General features: G+C 68.1%; 18 protein-coding genes. 13 read left to right on the forward strand and 5 right to left on the reverse strand.

What is annotated here, in order from left to right; translation table 11 throughout:
* Positions 1–19: 19 nt before the first annotated feature.
* The 9 genes from atpA to QFZ53_RS10540 all read left to right on the forward strand — a co-directional run bounded on the left by atpA (position 20) and on the right by QFZ53_RS10540 (position 10,760).
* Positions 20–1,660 (forward strand): F0F1 ATP synthase subunit alpha, encoded by a 1,641-nt coding sequence (gene atpA / locus QFZ53_RS10500; protein WP_292904359.1) that lies wholly within the window; start codon positions 20–22, stop codon positions 1,658–1,660.
* Between the two features lie 20 nt (positions 1,661–1,680).
* Positions 1,681–2,580: a F0F1 ATP synthase subunit gamma gene (locus QFZ53_RS10505; protein WP_292904357.1), complete on the forward strand. Its 900-nt coding sequence runs from the start codon at positions 1,681–1,683 to the stop codon at positions 2,578–2,580.
* Positions 2,581–2,601: 21 nt separating this feature from the next.
* Entirely contained in the window at positions 2,602–4,056 is a 1,455-nt protein-coding gene (atpD, locus tag QFZ53_RS10510; protein ID WP_307296097.1) for a F0F1 ATP synthase subunit beta, read from the forward strand.
* A 2-nt stretch (positions 4,057–4,058) separates the two neighbouring features.
* Positions 4,059–4,319, forward strand: coding sequence for a F0F1 ATP synthase subunit epsilon (locus tag QFZ53_RS10515; protein ID WP_045258871.1), 261 nt, complete (start codon positions 4,059–4,061; stop codon positions 4,317–4,319).
* A 68-nt stretch (positions 4,320–4,387) separates the two neighbouring features.
* Positions 4,388–5,134, forward strand: a complete 747-nt coding sequence (locus QFZ53_RS10520; protein WP_307296103.1) for a YaaA family protein — start codon at positions 4,388–4,390, stop codon at positions 5,132–5,134.
* A gap of 114 nt (positions 5,135–5,248) precedes the next feature.
* A complete protein-coding gene (locus QFZ53_RS10525; protein ID WP_292905704.1) occupies positions 5,249–5,869 on the forward strand; it encodes a DUF4870 domain-containing protein in 621 nt (206 codons plus the stop codon).
* A 163-nt stretch (positions 5,870–6,032) separates the two neighbouring features.
* Positions 6,033–6,992: a DUF5684 domain-containing protein gene (locus QFZ53_RS10530; RefSeq protein WP_307296109.1), complete on the forward strand. Its 960-nt coding sequence runs from the start codon at positions 6,033–6,035 to the stop codon at positions 6,990–6,992.
* 178 nt (positions 6,993–7,170) lie between these two features.
* Positions 7,171–7,968, forward strand: coding sequence for a PP2C family protein-serine/threonine phosphatase (locus QFZ53_RS10535; protein WP_307296112.1), 798 nt, complete (start codon positions 7,171–7,173; stop codon positions 7,966–7,968).
* A gap of 68 nt (positions 7,969–8,036) precedes the next feature.
* Positions 8,037–10,760: an FtsK/SpoIIIE domain-containing protein gene (locus QFZ53_RS10540; RefSeq protein ID WP_307296113.1), complete on the forward strand. Its 2,724-nt coding sequence runs from the start codon at positions 8,037–8,039 to the stop codon at positions 10,758–10,760.
* Between the two features lie 7 nt (positions 10,761–10,767).
* Here QFZ53_RS10540 and QFZ53_RS10545 read toward each other — a convergent pair whose 3' ends face one another.
* Positions 10,768–11,763: an asparaginase gene (locus QFZ53_RS10545; protein ID WP_292905711.1), complete on the reverse strand. Its 996-nt coding sequence runs from the start codon at positions 11,761–11,763 to the stop codon at positions 10,768–10,770.
* 48 nt (positions 11,764–11,811) lie between these two features.
* On the opposite strand from QFZ53_RS10545, the gene QFZ53_RS10550 reads away from it, so the two are divergent.
* Positions 11,812–12,297 carry an OsmC family protein gene (locus tag QFZ53_RS10550; RefSeq protein ID WP_307296117.1) on the forward strand — a complete coding sequence of 162 codons (486 nt, stop codon included), beginning with the start codon at positions 11,812–11,814 and terminating at the stop codon, positions 12,295–12,297.
* A gap of 12 nt (positions 12,298–12,309) precedes the next feature.
* On the opposite strand, the gene QFZ53_RS10555 is transcribed toward QFZ53_RS10550, so the two are convergent.
* Positions 12,310–13,089, reverse strand: a complete 780-nt coding sequence (locus QFZ53_RS10555; protein ID WP_307296120.1) for a lysophospholipid acyltransferase family protein — start codon at positions 13,087–13,089, stop codon at positions 12,310–12,312.
* 128 nt (positions 13,090–13,217) lie between these two features.
* Here QFZ53_RS10555 and QFZ53_RS10560 point away from each other — a divergent pair, with 128 nt between their 5' ends.
* On the forward strand, positions 13,218–14,210 hold the full coding sequence (locus QFZ53_RS10560) for an FKBP-type peptidyl-prolyl cis-trans isomerase (RefSeq protein ID WP_307296123.1): 993 nt from the start codon (positions 13,218–13,220) through the stop codon (positions 14,208–14,210).
* A gap of 37 nt (positions 14,211–14,247) precedes the next feature.
* Positions 14,248–15,330: a 1-deoxy-D-xylulose-5-phosphate reductoisomerase gene (gene dxr / locus QFZ53_RS10565; protein ID WP_292905719.1), complete on the forward strand. Its 1,083-nt coding sequence runs from the start codon at positions 14,248–14,250 to the stop codon at positions 15,328–15,330.
* Between the two features lie 91 nt (positions 15,331–15,421).
* Here the strand turns inward: dxr and QFZ53_RS10570 are convergent, their stop codons facing one another.
* The 3 genes from QFZ53_RS10570 to QFZ53_RS10580 all read right to left on the reverse strand — a co-directional run bounded on the left by QFZ53_RS10570 (position 15,422) and on the right by QFZ53_RS10580 (position 18,440).
* Positions 15,422–17,044, reverse strand: a complete 1,623-nt coding sequence (locus tag QFZ53_RS10570; RefSeq protein WP_307296126.1) for a Mur ligase family protein — start codon at positions 17,042–17,044, stop codon at positions 15,422–15,424.
* A gap of 85 nt (positions 17,045–17,129) precedes the next feature.
* Entirely contained in the window at positions 17,130–17,783 is a 654-nt protein-coding gene (locus QFZ53_RS10575) for a YcnI family protein (RefSeq protein ID WP_307296129.1), read from the reverse strand.
* A gap of 90 nt (positions 17,784–17,873) precedes the next feature.
* Complete coding sequence (locus tag QFZ53_RS10580; protein WP_307296130.1) at positions 17,874–18,440, reverse strand: hypothetical protein; 567 nt, start codon at positions 18,438–18,440, stop codon at positions 17,874–17,876.
* 57 nt (positions 18,441–18,497) lie between these two features.
* Between QFZ53_RS10580 and QFZ53_RS10585 the strand changes: the two genes are divergently transcribed.
* On the forward strand, positions 18,498–19,814 hold the full coding sequence (locus QFZ53_RS10585) for a M50 family metallopeptidase (protein WP_307296134.1): 1,317 nt from the start codon (positions 18,498–18,500) through the stop codon (positions 19,812–19,814).
* The last annotated feature ends 46 nt before the right edge of the window (positions 19,815–19,860 follow it).

Consider the following 19,860-nt stretch of genomic DNA (forward strand, 5'->3'; position numbering starts at 1 on the left):
CAGATACAAAGGGAAGACAATGGCAGAACTATCGATCAGCCCCGACGTCATCCGTGACGCGCTGAAGGACTTCGCCGCAGCATACGAGCCCACCGGGGCCGCGGCGACCGAGGTCGGCACCGTCATCGACGCCGCTGATGGCATTGCGCACGTCGAAGGACTGCCCGGTGTCATGGCGAATGAGCTCGTCACCTTCGCCGACGGCACCAAGGGTCTCGCGCTGAACCTCGACGAGCACCAGATCGGCGTGGTCGTCCTCGGCGACTTCACCGGCATCCAGGCCGGCATGGAGGTGACCCGCACCGGCGAGGTCCTCTCGGTCCCCGTCGGCGACGGCTACCTCGGTCGAGTCGTCGACCCGCTCGGCAACCCGATCGACGGCCTCGGCTCGATCGCGACCGAGGGCGTCCGCGAACTCGAGCTCCAGGCCCCCGGCGTCATGCAGCGCAAGTCGGTCCACGAGCCGATGCAGACCGGCATCAAGGCCATCGACGCGATGATTCCGGTCGGCCGCGGTCAGCGTCAGCTGATCATCGGCGACCGCCAGACCGGCAAGACGGCCATCGCGATCGACACGATCATCAACCAGAAGGCCAACTGGGAGTCGGGCGACGTCAACAAGCAGGTCCGCTGCATCTACGTCGCCATCGGCCAGAAGGGCTCGACCATCGCTTCGGTGAAGGGCGCGCTCGAAGAGGCCGGCGCTCTGGAGTACACCACGATCGTGGCCGCTCCGGCATCCGACCCCGCCGGCTTCAAGTACCTGGCTCCCTACACGGGTTCCGCCATCGGCCAGCACTGGATGTACGGCGGCAAGCACGTCCTCATCATCTTCGACGACCTGTCGAAGCAGGCCGAGGCCTACCGTGCCGTCTCCCTCCTGCTGCGCCGCCCGCCGGGCCGCGAGGCCTACCCGGGCGACGTCTTCTACCTGCACTCCCGTCTGCTCGAGCGCTGCGCGAAGCTCTCCGATGAGCTCGGCGCCGGTTCCATGACGGGTCTTCCCATCATCGAGACCAAGGCGAACGACGTCTCGGCCTACATTCCGACCAACGTGATCTCGATCACCGACGGCCAGATCTTCCTGCAGTCCGACCTCTTCAACGCCAACCAGCGTCCCGCGGTCGACGTGGGTATCTCGGTGTCGCGAGTCGGCGGTGACGCTCAGGTCAAGTCGATCAAGAAGGTCTCGGGAACGTTGAAGCTCGAGCTCGCGCAGTACCGCTCGCTCGAGGCGTTCGCGATGTTCGCATCCGACCTCGACCAGGCGTCGCGTCGTCAGCTGTCGCGCGGTGCGCGTCTGACCGAGCTGCTCAAGCAGCCGCAGTACTCGCCGTACCCCGTCGAGGAGCAGGTCGTCTCGATCTGGGCCGGAACGAACGGCAAGCTCGACACCATCGAGGTCGAGGACGTCCTGCGCTTCGAGCGCGAGCTCCTGGACTACCTGCGTCGCAACACCAAGGTGCTCGACACCCTGCGTGAGACGAACGTCCTCGACGACGACACGGTCGCCGAGCTCACCGCGCAGACGGACGCCTTCATCCTGGAGTTCCAGGGCGGCAAGGGCCACGCCATCGGCGCCCCTGGTCACGAGGAGCACGCCGCAGCCGAGGCTGAGGACGTCAACCAGGAGAAGATCGTCAAGGGTCGTCGCGCGTAATCGCGCGAAGGTACTGATTCATGGGCGCTCAACTCAGGGTCTACAAGCAGAAGATCTCTTCTGCTCAGACGACCAAGAAGATCACGAAGGCGATGGAACTCATCGCGGCTTCGCGCATCCAGAAGGCGATGGCACGCGTCAAAGCGTCCAGCCCCTTCGCGCGGGCCGTGACGAGGGCCGTGTCCGCCGTCGCGACGCACTCGAACGTCGACCACCCGCTCACCCGCGAACCCGAGAACATCCGCCGCTCCGCGGTCGTGATCTTCTCGTCCGACCGGGGACTCGCAGGAGCCTTCAACTCGCAGATCCTCCGTGAAGGTCTCGAGGTTGCCGAGCTCCTGCGCGAGCAGGGCAAGGAGCCGGTGTTCTATCTGATCGGCCGCAAGGCCGTCGGGTACTTCCAGTTCCGTCGTATCAGCGCGGCCGCCGAGTGGACCGGTGACACCGACACCCCCTCGTTCCACACTGCGGAGGAGATCTCGGCCACGCTGCTCGAGGCCTTCACCCGCGGGGGAGACGCCGGCGGCGTCGACGAGATCCACCTCGTGTTCAACCGCTTCGTCAGCATGATGACGCAGGAGCCGGAGTCCGTGCGCCTGCTTCCGCTGGAGATCGCGGAAGCCGACGACTCGGAGGCAGGCAGCACTGTCTACCCGCTGTACGAGTTCGAGCCGGACGCCGAGACCGTTCTCGACGCGATCCTGCCGGTGTACATCCAGAGCCGCGTCTTCAACGCTCTTCTGCAGTCGTCCGCCGCAAAGCAGGCTGCGACGCAGAAGGCGATGAAGTCGGCCAGCGACAACGCCGACAAGCTCATCACCGACTACACCCGTCTGCGCAACAACGCGCGCCAGGCGGAGATCACGCAGCAGATCGCAGAGATCGTCGGCGGCGCCGACGCCCTCTCGTCGAGCAAATAGACCATCAGGAGAGAGACGAAAATGACCCCCACCGCTACGGCTGACAAGCCGGCGACCGCGGTCGTCGGGCGCGTCGCACGCGTCAACGGTCCGGTTGTCGACATCGAGTTCCCGCACGACTCGATCCCCGACATCTACAACGCGCTGAAGACCACGATCGTCATCGGCGAGGAGTCGACCGAGATCACCCTCGAGGTCGCTCAGCACCTGGGCGACGACCTCGTCCGCGCGATCGCCCTCAAGCCGACGGACGGCATCGTCCGCGGCCAGGAGGTCCGCGACACCGGCGAGGCCATCTCGGTCCCCGTCGGCGACGTGACCAAGGGCAAGGTCTTCAACGTGATCGGCGAGGTCCTCAACGGCGAGCCCGGTGAGACCATCGAGATCACCGAGCGCTGGCCGATCCACCGCAAGGCCCCCAACTTCGACCAGCTCGAGTCGAAGACGACGATGTTCGAGACGGGCATCAAGTCGATCGACCTCCTCACCCCGTACGTGCAGGGTGGAAAGATCGGTCTGTTCGGTGGCGCCGGTGTCGGCAAGACCGTCCTCATCCAGGAGATGATCCAGCGCGTCGCGCAGGACCACGGTGGTGTGTCGGTGTTCGCCGGTGTCGGCGAGCGCACCCGTGAGGGCAACGACCTCATCCACGAGATGGAAGAGGCGGGCGTCTTCGACAAGACCGCCCTCGTCTTCGGCCAGATGGACGAGCCGCCGGGGACGCGTCTTCGCGTCGCACTCTCGGCTCTGACGATGGCGGAGTACTTCCGCGACGTGCAGAAGCAGGACGTGCTGCTCTTCATCGACAACATCTTCCGCTTCACGCAGGCCGGTTCCGAGGTCTCCACGCTGCTCGGCCGCATGCCGTCGGCCGTGGGCTACCAGCCGAACCTCGCCGACGAGATGGGCCTCCTCCAGGAGCGCATCACCTCGACCCGTGGTCACTCGATCACCTCGCTGCAGGCGATCTACGTGCCGGCCGACGACTACACCGACCCGGCTCCGGCGACCACCTTCGCCCACCTCGACGCCACCACGGAGCTCTCGCGTGAGATCGCGTCGAAGGGTCTGTACCCGGCCATCGACCCGCTGACCTCGACGTCGCGCATCATGGACCCCCGCTACTTGGGCGAGGACCACTACCGCGTCGCCACCACGGTCAAGCAGATCCTCCAGAAGAACAAGGAGCTGCAGGAGATCATCGCCATCCTCGGTGTCGACGAGCTCTCCGAGGAAGACAAGATCGTCGTGGCCCGCGCCCGTCGCATCCAGCAGTTCCTCTCGCAGAACACCTACATGGCCAAGAAGTTCACGGGCGTCGAGGGTTCGACCGTGCCGCTCAAGGAGACCATCGAGTCCTTCGATGCGATCACCCGCGGTGACTTCGACCACGTCGCCGAGCAGGCCTTCTTCAACGTCGGCGGCATCTCCGACGTCGAAGAGCAGTGGGCCAAGATCCAGAAGGAGAACGCCTGACCATGGCGCTGCATGTCAGCCTCGTCTCCGCCGAGGCGGAGGTCTGGACGGGAGAGGCGAGTCTCGTGGTCGCCAAGACCGTCGAGGGTGAGATCGGCTTCATGACCGGCCACGAGCCGGTGCTGGCGATCCTCGCCGAGGGCCAGGTCCGCATCACCCAGGAAGACGGCACCAAGGTGCTGGCCAACGCGCAGGACGGATTCCTCTCCATGGAGGGGAACAACCTGACGATCGTGGCCGGCAACGCGGCTCTCATCGCCTGATCGAATCTCAGTCCGAAGCGCAAGGCTCCTCACGGCGCCTTGCGCTTCGGCGTGTCCCCGGAAGCTCCATGAAGATCCTGCTCCCTCCCTCCGAGACGAAGCATCCCGGCGGTGCCGGCGCGCCGCTCGTCGTCGACGAGCTGGCGCTGTCCGGCCTCGCCGCCGAGCGACAGGCCGTCATCGACGCCCTTGTCGATCTCTCGGCGGACGAGGACACGGCACGCAGGGTGCTCGGTCTCAGCGCCCGGCAGACGGGGGAGGTGGAGCACAATCGGATGCTGCGCACCGCCGCCACGATGCCCGCGGCGGATCGCTACACCGGCGTGCTGTACGACGCGCTGGATGCCGCGTCCCTGTCTCCGGCCTCGCGCCGCTGGCTGGGCTCGCACGTGTGGATCCATTCTGCTCCGTTCGGCCCCGTCGGCGCGCTCGACACCATCCCCGCCTATCGGCTCTCGGCCGGGACATCCCTGCCCGGGCTGAAGGCGCTGCGCCGTCACTGGGCGGAGGCGACGACCGCCGCGATCGGGGTGGAGGCGCCGTCCTTCGTACTCGATCTCCGGAGCGAGGCGTATGTCGCGCTCGGGCCCGTTCCCGCATCGGTCCCCTCCGCCTATGTCCGTGTCGTCACCTCGCAGGGCCGGGCGCTGAACCACTTCAACAAGAAGTCCAAAGGTCTGCTCGTGCGTGCACTCGCAGAGCAGCGACCGCGGTTCGGGACGTTGAGAGGGTTGCGCACCTGGGCGGCGGCGAACGACTTCCAGTTCCGCGATGCCGATGAACGAGGCGTTCTTGAGCTCGTCGTCGACGAATGACCCTGTGTAACGCGAAGGTAAACGCTTCGCGCGGCGTCGTTGCCAGCACTTTGGCTGTGTGGGAGAGTAGTGGGTGCTCGGCCCGGGCACGGGCCGCACTAGGAGGGAATTCCCATGTCTAACGATGCAACCGGTCCCGCGGAGCCGAACAGCGGTGATCAGACCGGCGCGGCGAACGTGCCGCCGGCACCCCCCGCAGCACCGCAGTCTGCCCCGTCTGCTCCTGTTCCGCCCGCTTCCGCTCCGGCTCCGGGTCAGCCTGCTCCCGGCCAGCCCGCACCGGGCTACGGCCAGCCGGCGTACGGCCAGCCCGCTCCCGGGTACGGCCAGCCGCCGCAGGGCGCTCCGGCACCCGGCTACGGCGCACCGGCCGGCGCCCCCTACGGCGCCCAGCCCGCGTACGGCGCTCCTGTTCAGCCCAACATCACCATCAACCTCTGGCTGTCGGTGTTCTTCGGCTGGATCCCGGCGCTGATCTTCTTCCTGATCGAGAAGGACAAGGTCGCCCCGAACTACCAGCGTGCGAATGCGGCGAACCTGAACTTCCAGATCGTCCTCGCGATCGCCTATGCGGCGTGCGTCGTGCTGAGCTTCGTGATCATCGGCGCGTTCCTGCTGCCGCTCGTCAGCCTCGCGCAATTGATCATCGGCATCATCCACGCCATCAACGTGCCGCCGCAGCTCGCGGCCGGCCAGGAGGGCAAGTTCTACCTGGCTCCGAACTGGATCAAGTAGAGCAACTCCGAGAAGGGCCTTCGACCGAGTGTCGGAGGCCCTTCTCGTTCCCGGGCCACGCTTGTGGTCGGCGGAGCGACCGCCGCTAACATGGCCAGTGCGGAGCGCACGCTTCGCCGCGGAGGCGAGAGCCGCCTCCCGAGACCAGAGAAAAGCGAGTCTCATGGGATACGACGGATACGAGAGCGGTTTCTACGCGTTCCTCGGCATCTACATCACCATCCTCCTCGTCGGCAGCGTGATCGGCTACGTGGTCGGCTCGTTCCTGATGATGAAGATCTTCGACAAGGCCGGCGTCACCGACAGATGGCGCGCGTGGGTCCCCGTCTACAACACGATGATCTTCATGAAGCTCGGAGACATCAGCCCCTGGCTTCTGCTGTACTGCACGGGCGGAGCGATCCTGTTGAGCTGGATCGGCGTCGGTCTGCTCTTCGTGATCGGGATGCAGGTGCTCCTCATCCTGGCCGCGTGGCGCGTCGGCCTGAAGCTGCAGAAGGACTCGGTGTGGGTCGTCCTCTACATCTTCCTGCCCGTCGTCTGGATGGCGATCGTCGCCTTCGACGGGTCACGCTGGAACCCGAACATCGTGCCCGCGTCATGGGCGGGCAACGGCTTCTTCGCAGACCGCACGGTCTGGCAGGGCGTTCCCGTGCAGCCCGGGGCGGCTCCGCAGGGCTATGGGGCGCCTCAGGGTTACGGCGCTCCTCAGGGTTACGGCGCTCCTCAGGGTTACGGCGCTCCTCAGGGTTACGGCGCTCCTCAGGGTTATGGCGCTCCTCAGGGTTATGGCGCTCCTCAGGGTTACGCGCAGCCAGGCAATGGCGCTCCTCAGGGCTATGGTGCTCCTGTCCCGCCGGCGCCGCAGGGTTACGGCGCTCCGCAGGGGTATGGGCAGCCAGGCTACGGCGCCCCGGTCCCGCCGTCGCAGCCAGGATACGGTCAGCCTGCGGCGCCTCAGCCGCCGGTGTTCCCGTCTGCGGCACCGCAGCCACCGGTTGCTCCGCCTGCGGCACCTCAGCCGCCGGCTGCGCCACCCGCGGCACCGCAGCCACCGGCCGCTCCGCCCGCGGCACCGCAGCCACCGGTGCCGCCGGCCGACCCGATGCAGCCTCCGGTCTGAGAGCTGACTGCGCGGAGCCCTTGACGTCGGTCGAGGGCTCCGCGCAGTCACATGCATCCTCCCGTGCGCGATAACGTGGGAGACATGGTCATCACGCCAACGAGGGATCGGGAGTCCACTACGATGTGTCTGTATCCTGAGGCCCCCCGAATCGCCGCAGGCAGTTCGGAGGCGGCACGTGGCTGAGACGACGACGAAGACGCACGGCATCACTGCTGGGCCGAAGCGATTCCGGTTGTCTTGGGCCGGCGTCACCGATGTAGGCCTGCGTCGTGACACCAACCAGGATTCCTTCTTCGCGGAGTATCCGTTGTTCATCGTCGCGGATGGCATGGGCGGGCACGCGGGAGGCGAGATCGCCAGCCAGCGCACGATCGCTCGTCTCGAGGCGCTGCTGGATGGGGGTGAGGTGAGCCGGGAGCGGATCGAGAGTGCGCTCGAACTGGTCGTGGGCGACATCGCCGCTCACCCGGAGACGACCGATGAGGGCACCGGCACCACCCTGACGGGAGTGTTCCTCGAGTCAGAGGGTGACGACGCGCACTGGGTGGCGCTCAATATCGGGGATTCACGCGTCTACCTTCTCCGCGACGATCGCCTGGTCCAGGTGACCACCGATCATTCGGTCGTTCAGGAACTGATCGCCGCCGGAAAGATCAGCCCCGATGAGGCCGAGGGGCATCCCTACAGCAACGTGATCACGCGAGCCGTCGGAGCCAGCGAGCTCACGGCCCCTGACTACGTGACCATCGACGTGCGCGACGGCGACCGCTTCGTGATCTGCTCCGACGGGTTGACGAAAGAGCTGACCGATTACGGTATCCAGCATTTCCTGAAGGAGAACGCCGACCCCGGCGCCGCGGTGGACGCGATGCTGGCCGCCGCGTTGGAGAACGGCGGCAGAGACAACGTGACGCTTGTGATCGTGCAGGTCGACGACGACTCTTCCTCCACAGACGCGCCTTCTGAGCAATAGCGAGTGATCTCCGGCGAACGCTGGGGATAACGCCGACATCGTGGTGCACGATGGTGTGCACTGTGGGTATGGACTCCCTGACGATCGCGATTCCCGCCGCGCCCGCCGAAGCGAAGCGCCCGCCGATGCCCTTCATGGCTGCGCTCGTCCCCGTCGCCGGCGGCGTGGTGATGTGGCTGGTGACCGGCTCGCTGTTCGCCCTGTGCTTCGCCGCCCTCGGCCCGCTGATGATCGCGGCCTCGCTGATCGACGGCGCAAGGGCCCGTAGGAGGGCGCGGCGCATCGCCGAGATCGAGAACCAGGCGGCGTGGGAGCGAGCTGAGGACGAGCTCGTGCGCAGACACGATGAAGAACGGGCGCTGCAGGACCTGAGGTGTCCCGATGCGGCGTGCGCGATGCGGCGACCGCCGCTGCGCGGCCCCGAGGGAGCGGATGCCGCCACTCTCCTCGTCGTGGGCCGAGGCGGAGCACGCAGCGAGATCCGGTCGTCCGGCGGTGATGACGATCGCGCGAGGGCGTTTCAGAAGCGCTGCGGTCGTCTCGACGACTCGCCCATCGCCGTCCCCCTCGGAGGGGGAGTGTGTCTGCGTGGTCCCGAGCCCCTGGTTCTGGCGGTCATGCGAGGGCTCGTCGTGCAGCTCTGCCTGCGGTTCAGTGCGGCGCAGGTCGCGATCGTCGGAGAGCGCATGCACGAGTGGGGCATCGGCGGATTCGGAGCCTCGTCGCGAAGGGAGGCGCTGCGCGTCGGCGTCGCGCGGATCGGTGAGCCGAGGCCGCAGGCCGAGTCGGTGATCTGGATCGGCGCGGCGACCGACGAGGTGCCGGAGGGCGTGACGACCGTCCTGGATGTCGTCGAGCCGAGACGGGCGTCGCTGCGGACTCCGCACGGGATCGCCGAAGTCTCCGCAGAGGGAGTGTCGGTCGCGCAGACGGCGGCGATCTCGGCGACGAGGGCCGAGGGGCAGGATGACATCGATGTGCTGCCGACAGCTGTCGCGCTGAGCGATCTCGCACAGCACGCCGGGTCGAGCGGGCTGCCCGCGACCATCGGACGGAACGAGCGTGACGAGGTGGTCGTCGACATCGTCGAAGACGGCCCGCACGCGATCGTCACGGGGACCACCGGCACGGGCAAGAGCGAACTGCTGGTGTCTTGGGTGGCAGCGATGGCCTCGGCGCACGGTCCCGAGCGTGTTCTTTTCGTGCTCGCGGATTTCAAAGGGGGCACGGCGTTCGAGCCGCTGCGCGAGCTCCCGCAGGTCGTGGCCGTGATCACCGACCTCGACGAGGCGGGTGCGCGACGGGGGGTCTCGAGCCTCACGGCCGAACTGCGTCGGCGTGAGAGCGTGTTGGCCTCCGCGGGGGTTCGCGATGTGCGCGACTCTGACATGCCGAGGCTGGTGATCGTCGTGGACGAGTTCGCGGCGCTGCTCCAGGAGCATGCTGATCTCGGCGCGGTGTTCACCGATATCGCGGCCCGCGGGCGGGCGCTCGGCATGCACCTCGTGATCGGCACGCAGCGGGCCTCCGGAGTGATCCGCGACGCGCTTGCCGCGAACTGCCCCCTCCGCGTGAGTCTGCGTGTCGGCGATCCCTCAGACAGTCGGCTCGTGATCGGCACGGACGCGGCGGCCGAACTGCCCGGTGGTGCGGCGTCGCGAGGTCTGGCACTCATACGGCGTCCCCAGGACGCTGAGCCGATCGCCATGCGTGTGGCGCTGACCAGGGCCGCGGATCTGCGCGCTGCCGCGGTGACCTGGGCGGACGCAGAAGCAGCGCAGAGCCCGTGGCTGCCCGCATTGCGGCCTCTCGTCAGGCTCGCGGAGTTGCCTGCGCCGCCGCCCGGGAATCTGGTCCTCGGTCAAGCGGATGAACCTGAGCGGCAGCGACAGCCGGTGCAGACTCTGCGGGTGGGTGTCGAACGGGGGCTCGCGGTCCTCGGCGGCTCCGGTTCAGGGCGCACCTCGCTGCTTCGGTTGATTCGGCACCAGCATCCTTCGGCGCTCTGGCTCCCTGCGGACGTCGAGGCCGCGTGGGACGTCGTCGCGGATCTTTCCGACCGACGTACGACGGCGCCGGATCTCATCCTGTGCGACGATCTCGACGCTCTGCTTGCGGACCTGCCGCCGGAGCACGCGCAGGTGTTCGCGCAGCGGTGGGAGCAGGTTCTCCGCGCCGGCGCGGAGACCACGTTCGTGCTGACCGCGACCAGAGCATCGGGTGCAGTGGGACGGCTGATGGATGCTCTGCCGAGACGTGCCCTGCTGCGGATGCCGAGCCGTGTGGAGCACTTGGCCGCGGGCGGAGAATCGGCGACGTTCGATCGAGACAGAGCCCCGGGGCGTGCGACGCTGGGGGAGCGTGACGTCCAGATCGCCTGGGTCGACGAAGAGGGCTTTCCGAGCAGTCCGGTCTCGCATCCGATGCGTTGGACGCCGTCGGCGCAGTTCACCGCCGTCGTCACATCGGGACCCCACGCCGTGGCACGGGCGATGCAGGAGGCGCATCCGGGGTGCGAGGTCGTGCTCGCCCCGCTGGAGCCATCGGACTCGGCACGACCGGCGATCCTCGTCGCGGACTCCGACACCTGGCAGCGCAACTGGCAGATCTGGCAACGGATCAGAGCGCACGGCGAAGTACTGATCCGGGCAGAGAATCCGGCAGACCTGCGGCAACTCGCGGGCGTCCGCGAAACTCCGCCCTTCGCACATCTGCACGCGGGCCGGGCATGGTCGCTGCGTGACGCCGCACAGCCGCAGCGTGTCGTGCTTCCCGAGTTGATGTCGCGGTGAGCGATCCTCAGAGGAGCGGGCTCACCCGGATCGCGCCAACCTCTGCGGCTCCACCGCGTACGACCAGCGGAAGCTCAGCGGCGAGAGAGTCCACCTCGGCACTGGTCAGGGCGCCCGCGCGGGAGAGCAGGGTCGCGGCGACCAGAGTGCCGATACGCGTCGAGCCGTCGAGGGTCTTGAGCACGACGGTGGTCCCGTTGGGGGCGACCATCACCATGACGCCCTCCGCTCCGTACTTGGCGAACACGCCGAGCTTCTCGATCGCGACCGTGTCGGGCCGTCCGGGCCCTTCGATAGTCCACGGGCTCTCGCGAACAGCGCGGACGAGGGATCCGGCCACCCTGTGCAGCGCGAAGGGCGAGCGCTCCGACGCGCTGCCGATGCGATGGATCGCCCGAGCGAGACCGGTCAGGGTGATCGCGTGCACGGGGGCGCCGCACCCGTCGATGGCGGTGTGCGCGACCTTCTCTCCGCTGAGACGCTCGACGACTTCGCGGATGTGCAGCTGCAGAGGGTGCGAAGGGTCGAGATAGCCGTCGGTCGGCCAGCCCGTCGCGACACAGGCGCGCAGCATCGCTGCGTGCTTGCCGGAGCAGCCCATGCGGATGCGGGTCGGAACCCCATGCTCGCGAACGAGCTCGTCGCGTGTGGCCGAATCGGTCGGCCATGACACCGGGCACCCCAGGTCGTCCTCGTTCAGACCTCCCTGGGTGAGGATGTCGCGGACGACCGCGGCGTGCCGGTCGGTGCCGACGTGGCTCGCGGTCGCGATCGCGAGCTGCTCGCCCTCGAGCGGAGCCCCTGCGGTGATGCAGGCGACGGCCTGCAGCGGCTTGAGGCTGGAGCGGGGGAGGATCAGGGCGTCCGCATTCCCGTGGCGGGCGACCACCTCTCCATCGGGCGAGAGGACGACGGCGGCCCCCGCATGGCGGGATTCGACGAATCCGCTCCGTTCGACGACCGCGAGTTCAACAGCATCCTGAATGGTGAAAGTCTCCAGCACCTGCCAAGACTACCCGGCGTGATCGGACGCCGGTGGCAGACTGGGGGGATGGCAGACACCGCTCTCGGAGAGCACCGCTACGCACTCACCTCGACCTGGACCGGGAACACGGGCACCGGCACGAGCGGATATCGCGACTATCGCCGAGACGTCACGCTCGAAGTCCAGGGCAAACCAGACATCCTGGCGTCCAGCGACAAGCCGTTCCGCGGGGATCCGTCCAGATGGAACCCGGAGGACCTGCTGCTCGCGTCCCTCTCGGAGTGTCATCTGCTGTCCTACCTGCACGCCTGTGTGACCGCGGGAGTGGTCGTCGTCTCTTATCGCGACACGGCGTCCGGCCTGATGCGCGAGGACGGACGCGGGGGAGGAACCTTCGTCGAGGTGATGCTGCGACCGGAGGTCGTGGTCTCCGAGGAATCGATGATCGAGGCAGCCGAGAGAGCGCACGCCCAGGCCAACGAATGGTGCTTCATCGCGAACTCGATGAACTTCCCCGTGCGGCACGAGGCGACGGTCACCGCCGCCTCGTGAGTTCGGGTCTCGCTACCGCCGCTCGTGCGGAAGAGCCTGCCTGATCTTCTCGATCGTGCCCTGGGCCGGGGCCTCGTTGTAGGCGCCGGCGAGCTCCTGGCCGGAGAGCGCGTGGATGGCGGCCATGATCTCGTCGGTGGCGAGACGTCGTGCCTTGCCGCTCGTGGCGGGACCGTGAGGTGCGAGATCGAGCGGCGCACCGAACTTCACGGTGATGCGCTCCGAGAGCGTCGGCATCTTCGCGCCCACTGGCATCACCTTGTCTGTGCCGATCAGGCCGACCGGAACCACCGGGGCGCCGGTCTGCAGGGCCAGGAAGGCGACACCGGTGCGGCCCTTGTAGAGTCGCCCGTCCGTCGAGCGCGTGCCCTCGGGGTAGAGCGCGACCGCGAGACCCTCGTCGAGCAGCTGGCGCTGGAGGTCGAGCGCGTCGAGAGCCGCCTGGCCGGCTCCGCGCCGGACGGGGATCGCGCCGATGGCTTCGAAGAACGTCTTGCTCATCCAGCCTTTGGCGCCGGTGCCCTCGAAGTAGCTCGACTTCGCGAGGAAGTGCACAGGGCGAGGCGCGGCGACAGGGATGGCTATCGAGTCGATGAACGACAGATGGTTGCTCGCGAAGATCACAGGCCCGTCGAGCGGAACGAGTTCCCGACCCTCGATCCGGGGCCGGTAGACCAGGCGGGCGAGCGGGCTGATCAGACTGCGTCCGAGGGTGTAGGTGAACCCCGCGTGGCGCGGCTTCGCGGTCTCTGCAGGCGACGGCTCGGGCTCCACGGACTGCTCAGAGGTCATTCGGAAAGGGTACTCCGCAACGCATGCCTTTACGGGAATGCGAGCGGGCAGTCGTGCCGTTCAGCGCGAACCAAGGCGGATGCGAGAGGATGGAGTGTCTCCCACCAGCGATTCCGAGGTCATTCACCGTGCGCAAGCGTCCGCTTCTCGTCCTGTCAACCGTCGCTGCGGCGACCCTGCTCCTGGCCGGATGCTCCGGCAGTTCGGCGCCCGAATCCTCGGGCACGCCGGAGCCCACGGCGTCGAGCTCCTGCCTCGCCGACCTGCAGCCCGGCAGCGGGTCCGACGCGGTGACCGTCGACGGCACGGGTGCCGCCGCAAAGGTCACGGTTCCTGCGGGGACGGAGATCGCGAACGCTGAGCGCTCGGTCGTGGTGAAGGGCGAGGGCGACGACGTCATGCCCGGCGACCTGGTCTCGCTGCGTTACCAGCTCATCGACGCGACCACGAACGAGGTGCTGAGCACTTCGGCGCGCGGACAGGACGGCGTGCTGCCTGCTCTGCTCGCCGTGCAGCAGCCCCAGCAGATGGTGGATCCGACTCAGTCGACCGTCTTCACGGTGGCCGCGGAGTGCCTCCCGGTCGGATCGAGCGTCGTCCTGACGCTGCCGGCGTCGAGTGCTGAGACGCACCCGAGCGTCCTCTACATCGAGACCATCGCCGAGCTCCCGACCACAGCCTCGGGCAGCGATGTCGACGCGACCAAGGGCATGCCCGAGGTCAAGCTGGACGAATCCGGCTCACCGACCATCACGATTCCCGACGGAGACGCGCCCACCGAGACGCAGGTCGCGGTTCTCAAGGAGGGCGACGGACCGGTCGTGGCATCCGGCGATCTGGTCACGGTGCAGTATCGCGGTGTGAAGTGGTCGGACGGCACTGAGTTCGACTCCAGCTGGAGCCGCGACGCCGAGCCCGCACAGTTCCAGACCACGAGCGTGGTCACCGGCTTCAAGACCGCGCTCGAGGGTCAGAAGGTCGGCTCGCAGGTGGTCGTCGTCATGCCGCCGAAGGACGGCTACGGCGAGGGTGAAATCAACGACACCGATCTGAAGGGCGAGACCCTCGTGTTCGTCGTGGACATTCTCGGCACGACTCCGATCGAGGTCGCCGCCCAGTAGTCGCGGCGGGGCCGAGGGCGTGTCATAGGCTGGCGGCATGCGTCGCATCATCGTCCTCGGCTCCACCGGCTCTATCGGCACGCAGGCGCTCGACGTCATCCGCGCCAACCCGCGCCGCTTCGAACTCGTCGGCCTCGCCGCGGGCACGAACGCGGAGATGCTCGCCGAACAGGCACAGCAGTTCCGGGTCGAGGACACGGCTCTGGGCGCGGTCGACGCCGAGCAGCTGGTGCGCGATGTCGACGCCGACGTGGTGCTCAACGCCATCACGGGGTCCATCGGCCTCGGGTGCACCCTGGCCGCACTGAAAGCAGGGCGAACGCTCGCTCTCGCCAACAAGGAATCGCTCATCGTCGGAGGCGACCTCGTGCAGGCCGCCGCGGCGCCAGGGCAGATCGTGCCGGTCGATTCCGAGCATTCCGCGCTCGCCCAGGCACTGCGCAGCGGCACGCACGACGAGGTCCGGCGGCTGGTGGTGACGGCATCCGGCGGTCCCTTCCGAGGCCGCACTCGCGCCGAGATGCAGGACATCACCCCACAGGAAGCTCTCGCTCACCCGACCTGGGACATGGGCCGCGTCGTCACCACGAACTCCGCGACCCTCGTGAACAAGGGCCTCGAGGTCATCGAAGCCCACCTGTTGTTCGACATCGACTACGACGACATCGACGTGGTCGTGCACCCGCAGTCGATCGTGCACTCCATGGTCGAGTTCATCGACGGATCGACGATCGCGCAGGCGTCGCCGCCCGACATGCGGCTGCCGATCTCGCTCGGCCTCGATTGGCCGAATCGCGTCGGCGGCGTTGGGCGTCCGCTCGACTGGACGCGGGCCACTTCCTGGACCTTCGAACCGCTGGACGATGCGGCATTCCCCGCCGTCGCGCTGGCGAAGTCGGTCGGCCGAGCGGGCGCGACGTTCCCCGCGGTCTACAACGCGGCCAACGAGCAGGCGGTCGACGCCTTCCACGAGGGGCGGCTGTCATTCCTTGGCATCACCGACACCATCGCCCGTGTGGTGGACGCGCATGAGCCACCGGCCGCCCTGACCGTCGAATCTCTGGGCGAGGCCGAGCTCTGGGCGCGCCGCAAGGCGGATGCGTTGATCGCCGCGTCCTGACCGCGGTGCGGGGCGTTCGTCTCGCTGCGCTCGCTTCACGACCGGCGCGAGGCGTTCCTCTCACCGCCCTCGATCGACGACAGAGCCGGGCTCAGTCCTCGGGCGGGTACGGGACCGGCCAGTGCGACTCGGGCACCGGCCAGCCTGCGGCCTTCAGCGCTCGGCGGGCGAGCTCGCGCGCGGAGTATGGCGTGCGGACTCCGCGGATGTCGCGGTAGTCCTGATGTCCGGGGCCTGCCCACAGGATCGCGTCACCCTCGCCGACCAGGTCGACAGCGGCGATGATCGCCTTCTCCGGGGGAGAGTACTCGTGGATCTCGGCATCCGGTCGTGCTCTGCGCGCGCCCTCGACGAGCGTCGCCCTGATCGAATCGGGGTCCTCGAAGCGCGGGTGGTGATCGGTGACGACGAGGATGTCGCTTCCCTCGACGGCGGTGCGCGCCATGTCGAAGCGCTTGCTGGCATCGCGATCGCCGTCGGCGCCGAAGAGCATGAGCACCCGCCCGGGCGTCACCCGTCGGACCGCGGCGAGAGTCTTCTCGAAGGCATCGGGGGAGTGCCCGAAATCGACGAACACGGCGGGGCCCGCCTCGCCCGAGACGAGCTGTGTGCGGCCCGGCAGGTAGGCGCGGATGCCGCCATCGCGATCGAGCGCGTCGACGATGCGGTCCCAGGCGTAGCCGCCTTCGAGCAGCATGACGATCGCGAGCGCTGCGTTCGCGGCCATGTGCGGCCCGATCACGGGCACGGTCGTGGTGAGCACTCCTGCGGGCCCGGTCATCGTGAAAGTCGTGCCCGCGGCGCGCTCGTCGTCGATCGTGACGACCCAGTCGGCGCGCGCAGCAGCAGCGCGATCCGCGGCGATCGAGGGGGTTCCGACTGTGACGACGGGGATCTCGGCGCGCTCGACGACGGTGGCACCGGACGGCGAGTCGAGGCAGACGACGCCGCGACGGGCGCGGTCGGGCCGGAAGAGAGGCAGCTTCGCCTCGAAGTACTCCTCCATGTCGGCGTAGTCGTCGAGATGGTCGTGACTGAGGTTGGTGAAGCCGGCGACATCGAAGAGGATGCCGTCGACGCGATGGCGCGAGAGCGCCTGGGCGCTGACCTCGACCGCCACAGCTTCGACGTCGCGCTCGCGCATGAGGGCCAGCAGTGCATGCATCTCGGACGCTTCGGGCGTGGTGAGACGCGACACGATAACTTCGCCGGCGATGTGCCGTTCGGCAGTCGACGACAGGCCGGTGACGACGCCGATCTGGTCGAGGACACCTTCGAGCAGGTGCGAGACGCTGGTCTTGCCGTTCGTGCCGGTGGTGGCGAACAGCAGGGGAAGGCTGTCGTCGGCGCCGGTGCCGTAGACCCACGCGCTGAGTGCGCCGAGAACGCCACGAGGATCGTCGACCACGATGATCGGGAGTCCGGCCGGCGCGGCGATATCGGCGCCGGCGGCATCGGTGATGATCGCGACCGCGCCCTTCTCCGCAGCGGTCACGGAGAACTCGGCACCATGGCGGTTCACGCCCTGGATCGCGACGAACGCCTCGCCTGCGCGCAGGTCGGCGGTGGCGAGGGTGATCCCCGACAGCGCGATTCCGGTCAAGTCGCCGCGCACATCACGGGCGAATCGTGTGGCGAGTTCGGACAGCTCACGCCGGGGCGGGTTCGCGGGGCGGAGCACGGGAGGCAGGCTCGGTTGTTGTTCAATCGACATGTCCCCTCCATGTTCTCACGGCCACGCGGGATGAACGGATCGGCACGACGTCCGCTCCCGCCACGCGGCGGGAGCGGACGACTGTTCAGGCGCGGCGTCGGTAGGCGAGAACGGAGATCACCAGCGCGGCGAGCCCCGCGGCGAGACCGGTTCCGCCCAGGATCCCGCCCAGAGGGTCGGGAGCGGGGGCGGATTCGGCTGCCGCCGCGTCCGTGCCGCCGTGCCCGCTCTCGTGCCCGTCGCTCTCGGCCGCGGCGACCGTGACGACGGGCGCCGGGTTGTCGAGGTTGTGCGGGTCCTCGCCGTCTTCCGCGAGCTGGGTCCACTCGGTGCTTCCCTCGACGCACGTCTGCACGACGGGGAAGGCGAGCGTCTCGGGGGTGTCCTCATCGAGGCCGATCGACATGCTCACGGCTCCTCGGAGATCGATCGGCACCGGCGTGACCGCGGTATAGGTGACGGCGCTGACCAGGCCGTCGTCTCCTCGCTCGACATCGATGGACCAATCGCTGTCCATGGTGGGCGCGACCGAGGCGAGGCCCTCGGGCATCGTGATCTTCAGCGAGGTCGTTGGTGACGACTCGCAACCGTGCGAGAAGGCGAAGGTGAGCACGCCGTGCTCGCCCGCGGCGATCTCGTCCGGGGTCACGGTGACGTGGGCGCTCGCGGCGAGAGGCGCGGCGATCGCGATGAGAGCGCCGCCGATGAGACCGACGGTGAGCGTGGTGGTGGAACGCATGGTGAAACTCCTTGATTGCAGAGGAAGCGGGCGCGCGGAATGGCGCGAGAACCCGCGGGATGAGCGCCGGCGAGAGCGGGCGCAGTGCGATCAGGAGAGGAGCGGGGGGCCGCGGCGGGAGACGGCGGAGCTGTGCGCCGCGTGGATGAGCGGATGCCGGTGCGAGACGAGTGCGGCAGGACGGCGGTGATCGGCAGGAACTGTGAGGTCTGAATGCTGCACGAGTGCGAGCATCCACCCGGCGATCATGCGCACCAGGGACTCGCCGTGCCAGAGCAGGGCTGTTGTGGCGACGGCGGCGAGGACGTGCCCCGCGATCATCGCGAGGTCGGGGAGGGCCGCCATCGACACCGGACCGAGCGGGAGCATCCCGTGCTGATGTCCGAGCTCGACCGCCGAGCCGGTCGGTGCTCCGAGCAGTTGGAACACGACGTGGAATGCGGCTTGGCTGATGAGGACTGTGAGCGCCATTCTCGACTTCGACACCCGTGCGCCGATCAGCGCGGCGGCGAGAGGGAGGAGCAGCACGGCTGCAGAGACTACGAGCAGCGGATGCGGAGCTGCTCCGCCGGCGAAGGTGTGCGACACCGCGGCCAGCAATGTCGCCACAGCCGACGCCGAAGCCGCGCGCAGGAGTCGCAGCTGGCGGGTCGTCACGGAACCAGCCTAGGCGGTATGGGCGGATTCCTAGGCTGGGCCCACTAGCGTGGGCGTGTGGAAACACTGCTCTATGTGGGCGGCATCCTGTTCATGCTCATCGGCCTCGGCTTGTCGATCGGCCTGCACGAGGTCGGCCATCTCCTCCCTGCGAAGCTCTTCGGCGTGCGCGTCGGCCAGTACATGATCGGCTTCGGCCCGCGTCTGTGGTCGAAGCGCATCGGCGAGACCGAGTACGGATTCAAACTGCTGCCGCTGGGCGGATTCATCTCGATGTCGGGGATGTACCCGGCATCGAAGACGACGGGCCCCGCGAAGGGGATCTTCCGCACGCTCGTGCAGGATGCCCGCACCGCTAACGACGAGACGATCGCCGATGGCGAGGAGGACCGGGTCTTCTACCGGTTGCCGGTCTGGAAGCGCGTCGTCGTGATGCTCGGCGGCCCGGTCATGAACCTGATCCTGGCGACCGTGATCTTCACGGTGCTCGTCTCGGGCATCGGCGTGCAGCAGGGGACCACGACTATCGCCTCGGTGAGCGAATGCGTGCTCCCGGCAGGTTCCACGGCGACCGAGTGCACGGCCGACGACCCGAAGTCGCCGGCGGCGGAGGCGGGGATCCAGCCGGGTGATGTGCTGGTGTCGATCGACGGTGCCCCGGTGTCGACCTTCGCCGAGGCGACGGCGATTGTGCAGGCGTCGCCGGGGAAGGACCTCGCCGTCGTCGTTGATCGTGACGGCGAGGCGAAGAACCTCACGGTGACGCCGATCGCTGCCGAGCGCAGCATCACCGATGCGGGCGGGCGGCCCTTCGTCGACGACAAGGGCGTGCAGGTCGTGAAGACCGTCGGCTATGTCGGGATGGGCGCTCAGATGGGCTTCGTGCAGCAGCCGCTGACAGCGGGGCCGCAGATGACCGCCGACAGCACGGCGCGCGTCGCCTCGCTGATCGTGAACCTGCCGATGAAGCTGTGGGACGTCGGCGTCTCACTCGTCACGGGTAGCGAGCGCGATCCCGACGGACCGCTGAGCGTCATCGGCGTGGGACGCCTCGCCGGTGAGGTCGCGGCAACCGACGCTCCGGTCCTGAGCCGATTGTCAGGGCTGCTGGGTCTTCTGGGCTCGCTCAACATCGCGCTGTTCGTCTTCAACATGATCCCGCTGCTGCCGCTCGACGGCGGACACATCATCGTCGCGCTGTGGGACGGCATCAAGCGGGTGTGGGCGAAGATCTTCCGTCGTCCGCCGCCCGCACCCGTGGATGCCACCAAGCTCGTGCCGCTGACCGTCGTCGTGGCGACTGTGCTGATCGCGATGGGCGCCCTTCTGCTGGCCGCCGACCTGTTCAACCCGATCGACATCCTCGGGGGCTGACCGCGCTCCGGTCGTCCAGCACGCCGCAGACGAGTCGAGACATCCC

Source organism: Microbacterium natoriense (assembly GCF_030816295.1).
GTDB classification, from domain to species: domain Bacteria; phylum Actinomycetota; class Actinomycetes; order Actinomycetales; family Microbacteriaceae; genus Microbacterium; species Microbacterium natoriense_A.

Excerpts from the sequence above, each read along its gene's own strand:
- atpA (WP_292904359.1), top strand. The coding sequence starts at position 20 with ATGGCAGAACTATCGATCAGCCCCGACGTCATCCGTGACGCGCTGAAG.
- QFZ53_RS10505 (WP_292904357.1), top strand. The coding sequence starts at position 1,681 with ATGGGCGCTCAACTCAGGGTCTACAAGCAGAAGATCTCTTCTGCTCAG.
- atpD (WP_307296097.1), top strand. The coding sequence starts at position 2,602 with ATGACCCCCACCGCTACGGCTGACAAGCCGGCGACCGCGGTCGTCGGG.
- QFZ53_RS10515 (WP_045258871.1), top strand. The coding sequence starts at position 4,059 with ATGGCGCTGCATGTCAGCCTCGTCTCCGCCGAGGCGGAGGTCTGGACG.
- QFZ53_RS10520 (WP_307296103.1), top strand. The coding sequence starts at position 4,388 with ATGAAGATCCTGCTCCCTCCCTCCGAGACGAAGCATCCCGGCGGTGCC.
- QFZ53_RS10525 (WP_292905704.1), top strand. The coding sequence starts at position 5,249 with ATGTCTAACGATGCAACCGGTCCCGCGGAGCCGAACAGCGGTGATCAG.
- QFZ53_RS10530 (WP_307296109.1), top strand. The coding sequence starts at position 6,033 with ATGGGATACGACGGATACGAGAGCGGTTTCTACGCGTTCCTCGGCATC.
- QFZ53_RS10540 (WP_307296113.1), top strand. The coding sequence starts at position 8,037 with ATGGACTCCCTGACGATCGCGATTCCCGCCGCGCCCGCCGAAGCGAAG.
- QFZ53_RS10550 (WP_307296117.1), top strand. The coding sequence starts at position 11,812 with ATGGCAGACACCGCTCTCGGAGAGCACCGCTACGCACTCACCTCGACC.
- QFZ53_RS10555 (WP_307296120.1), bottom strand. The coding sequence starts at position 13,089 with ATGACCTCTGAGCAGTCCGTGGAGCCCGAGCCGTCGCCTGCAGAGACC.
- dxr (WP_292905719.1), top strand. The coding sequence starts at position 14,248 with ATGCGTCGCATCATCGTCCTCGGCTCCACCGGCTCTATCGGCACGCAG.
- QFZ53_RS10570 (WP_307296126.1), bottom strand. The coding sequence starts at position 17,044 with ATGTCGATTGAACAACAACCGAGCCTGCCTCCCGTGCTCCGCCCCGCG.
- QFZ53_RS10575 (WP_307296129.1), bottom strand. The coding sequence starts at position 17,783 with ATGCGTTCCACCACCACGCTCACCGTCGGTCTCATCGGCGGCGCTCTC.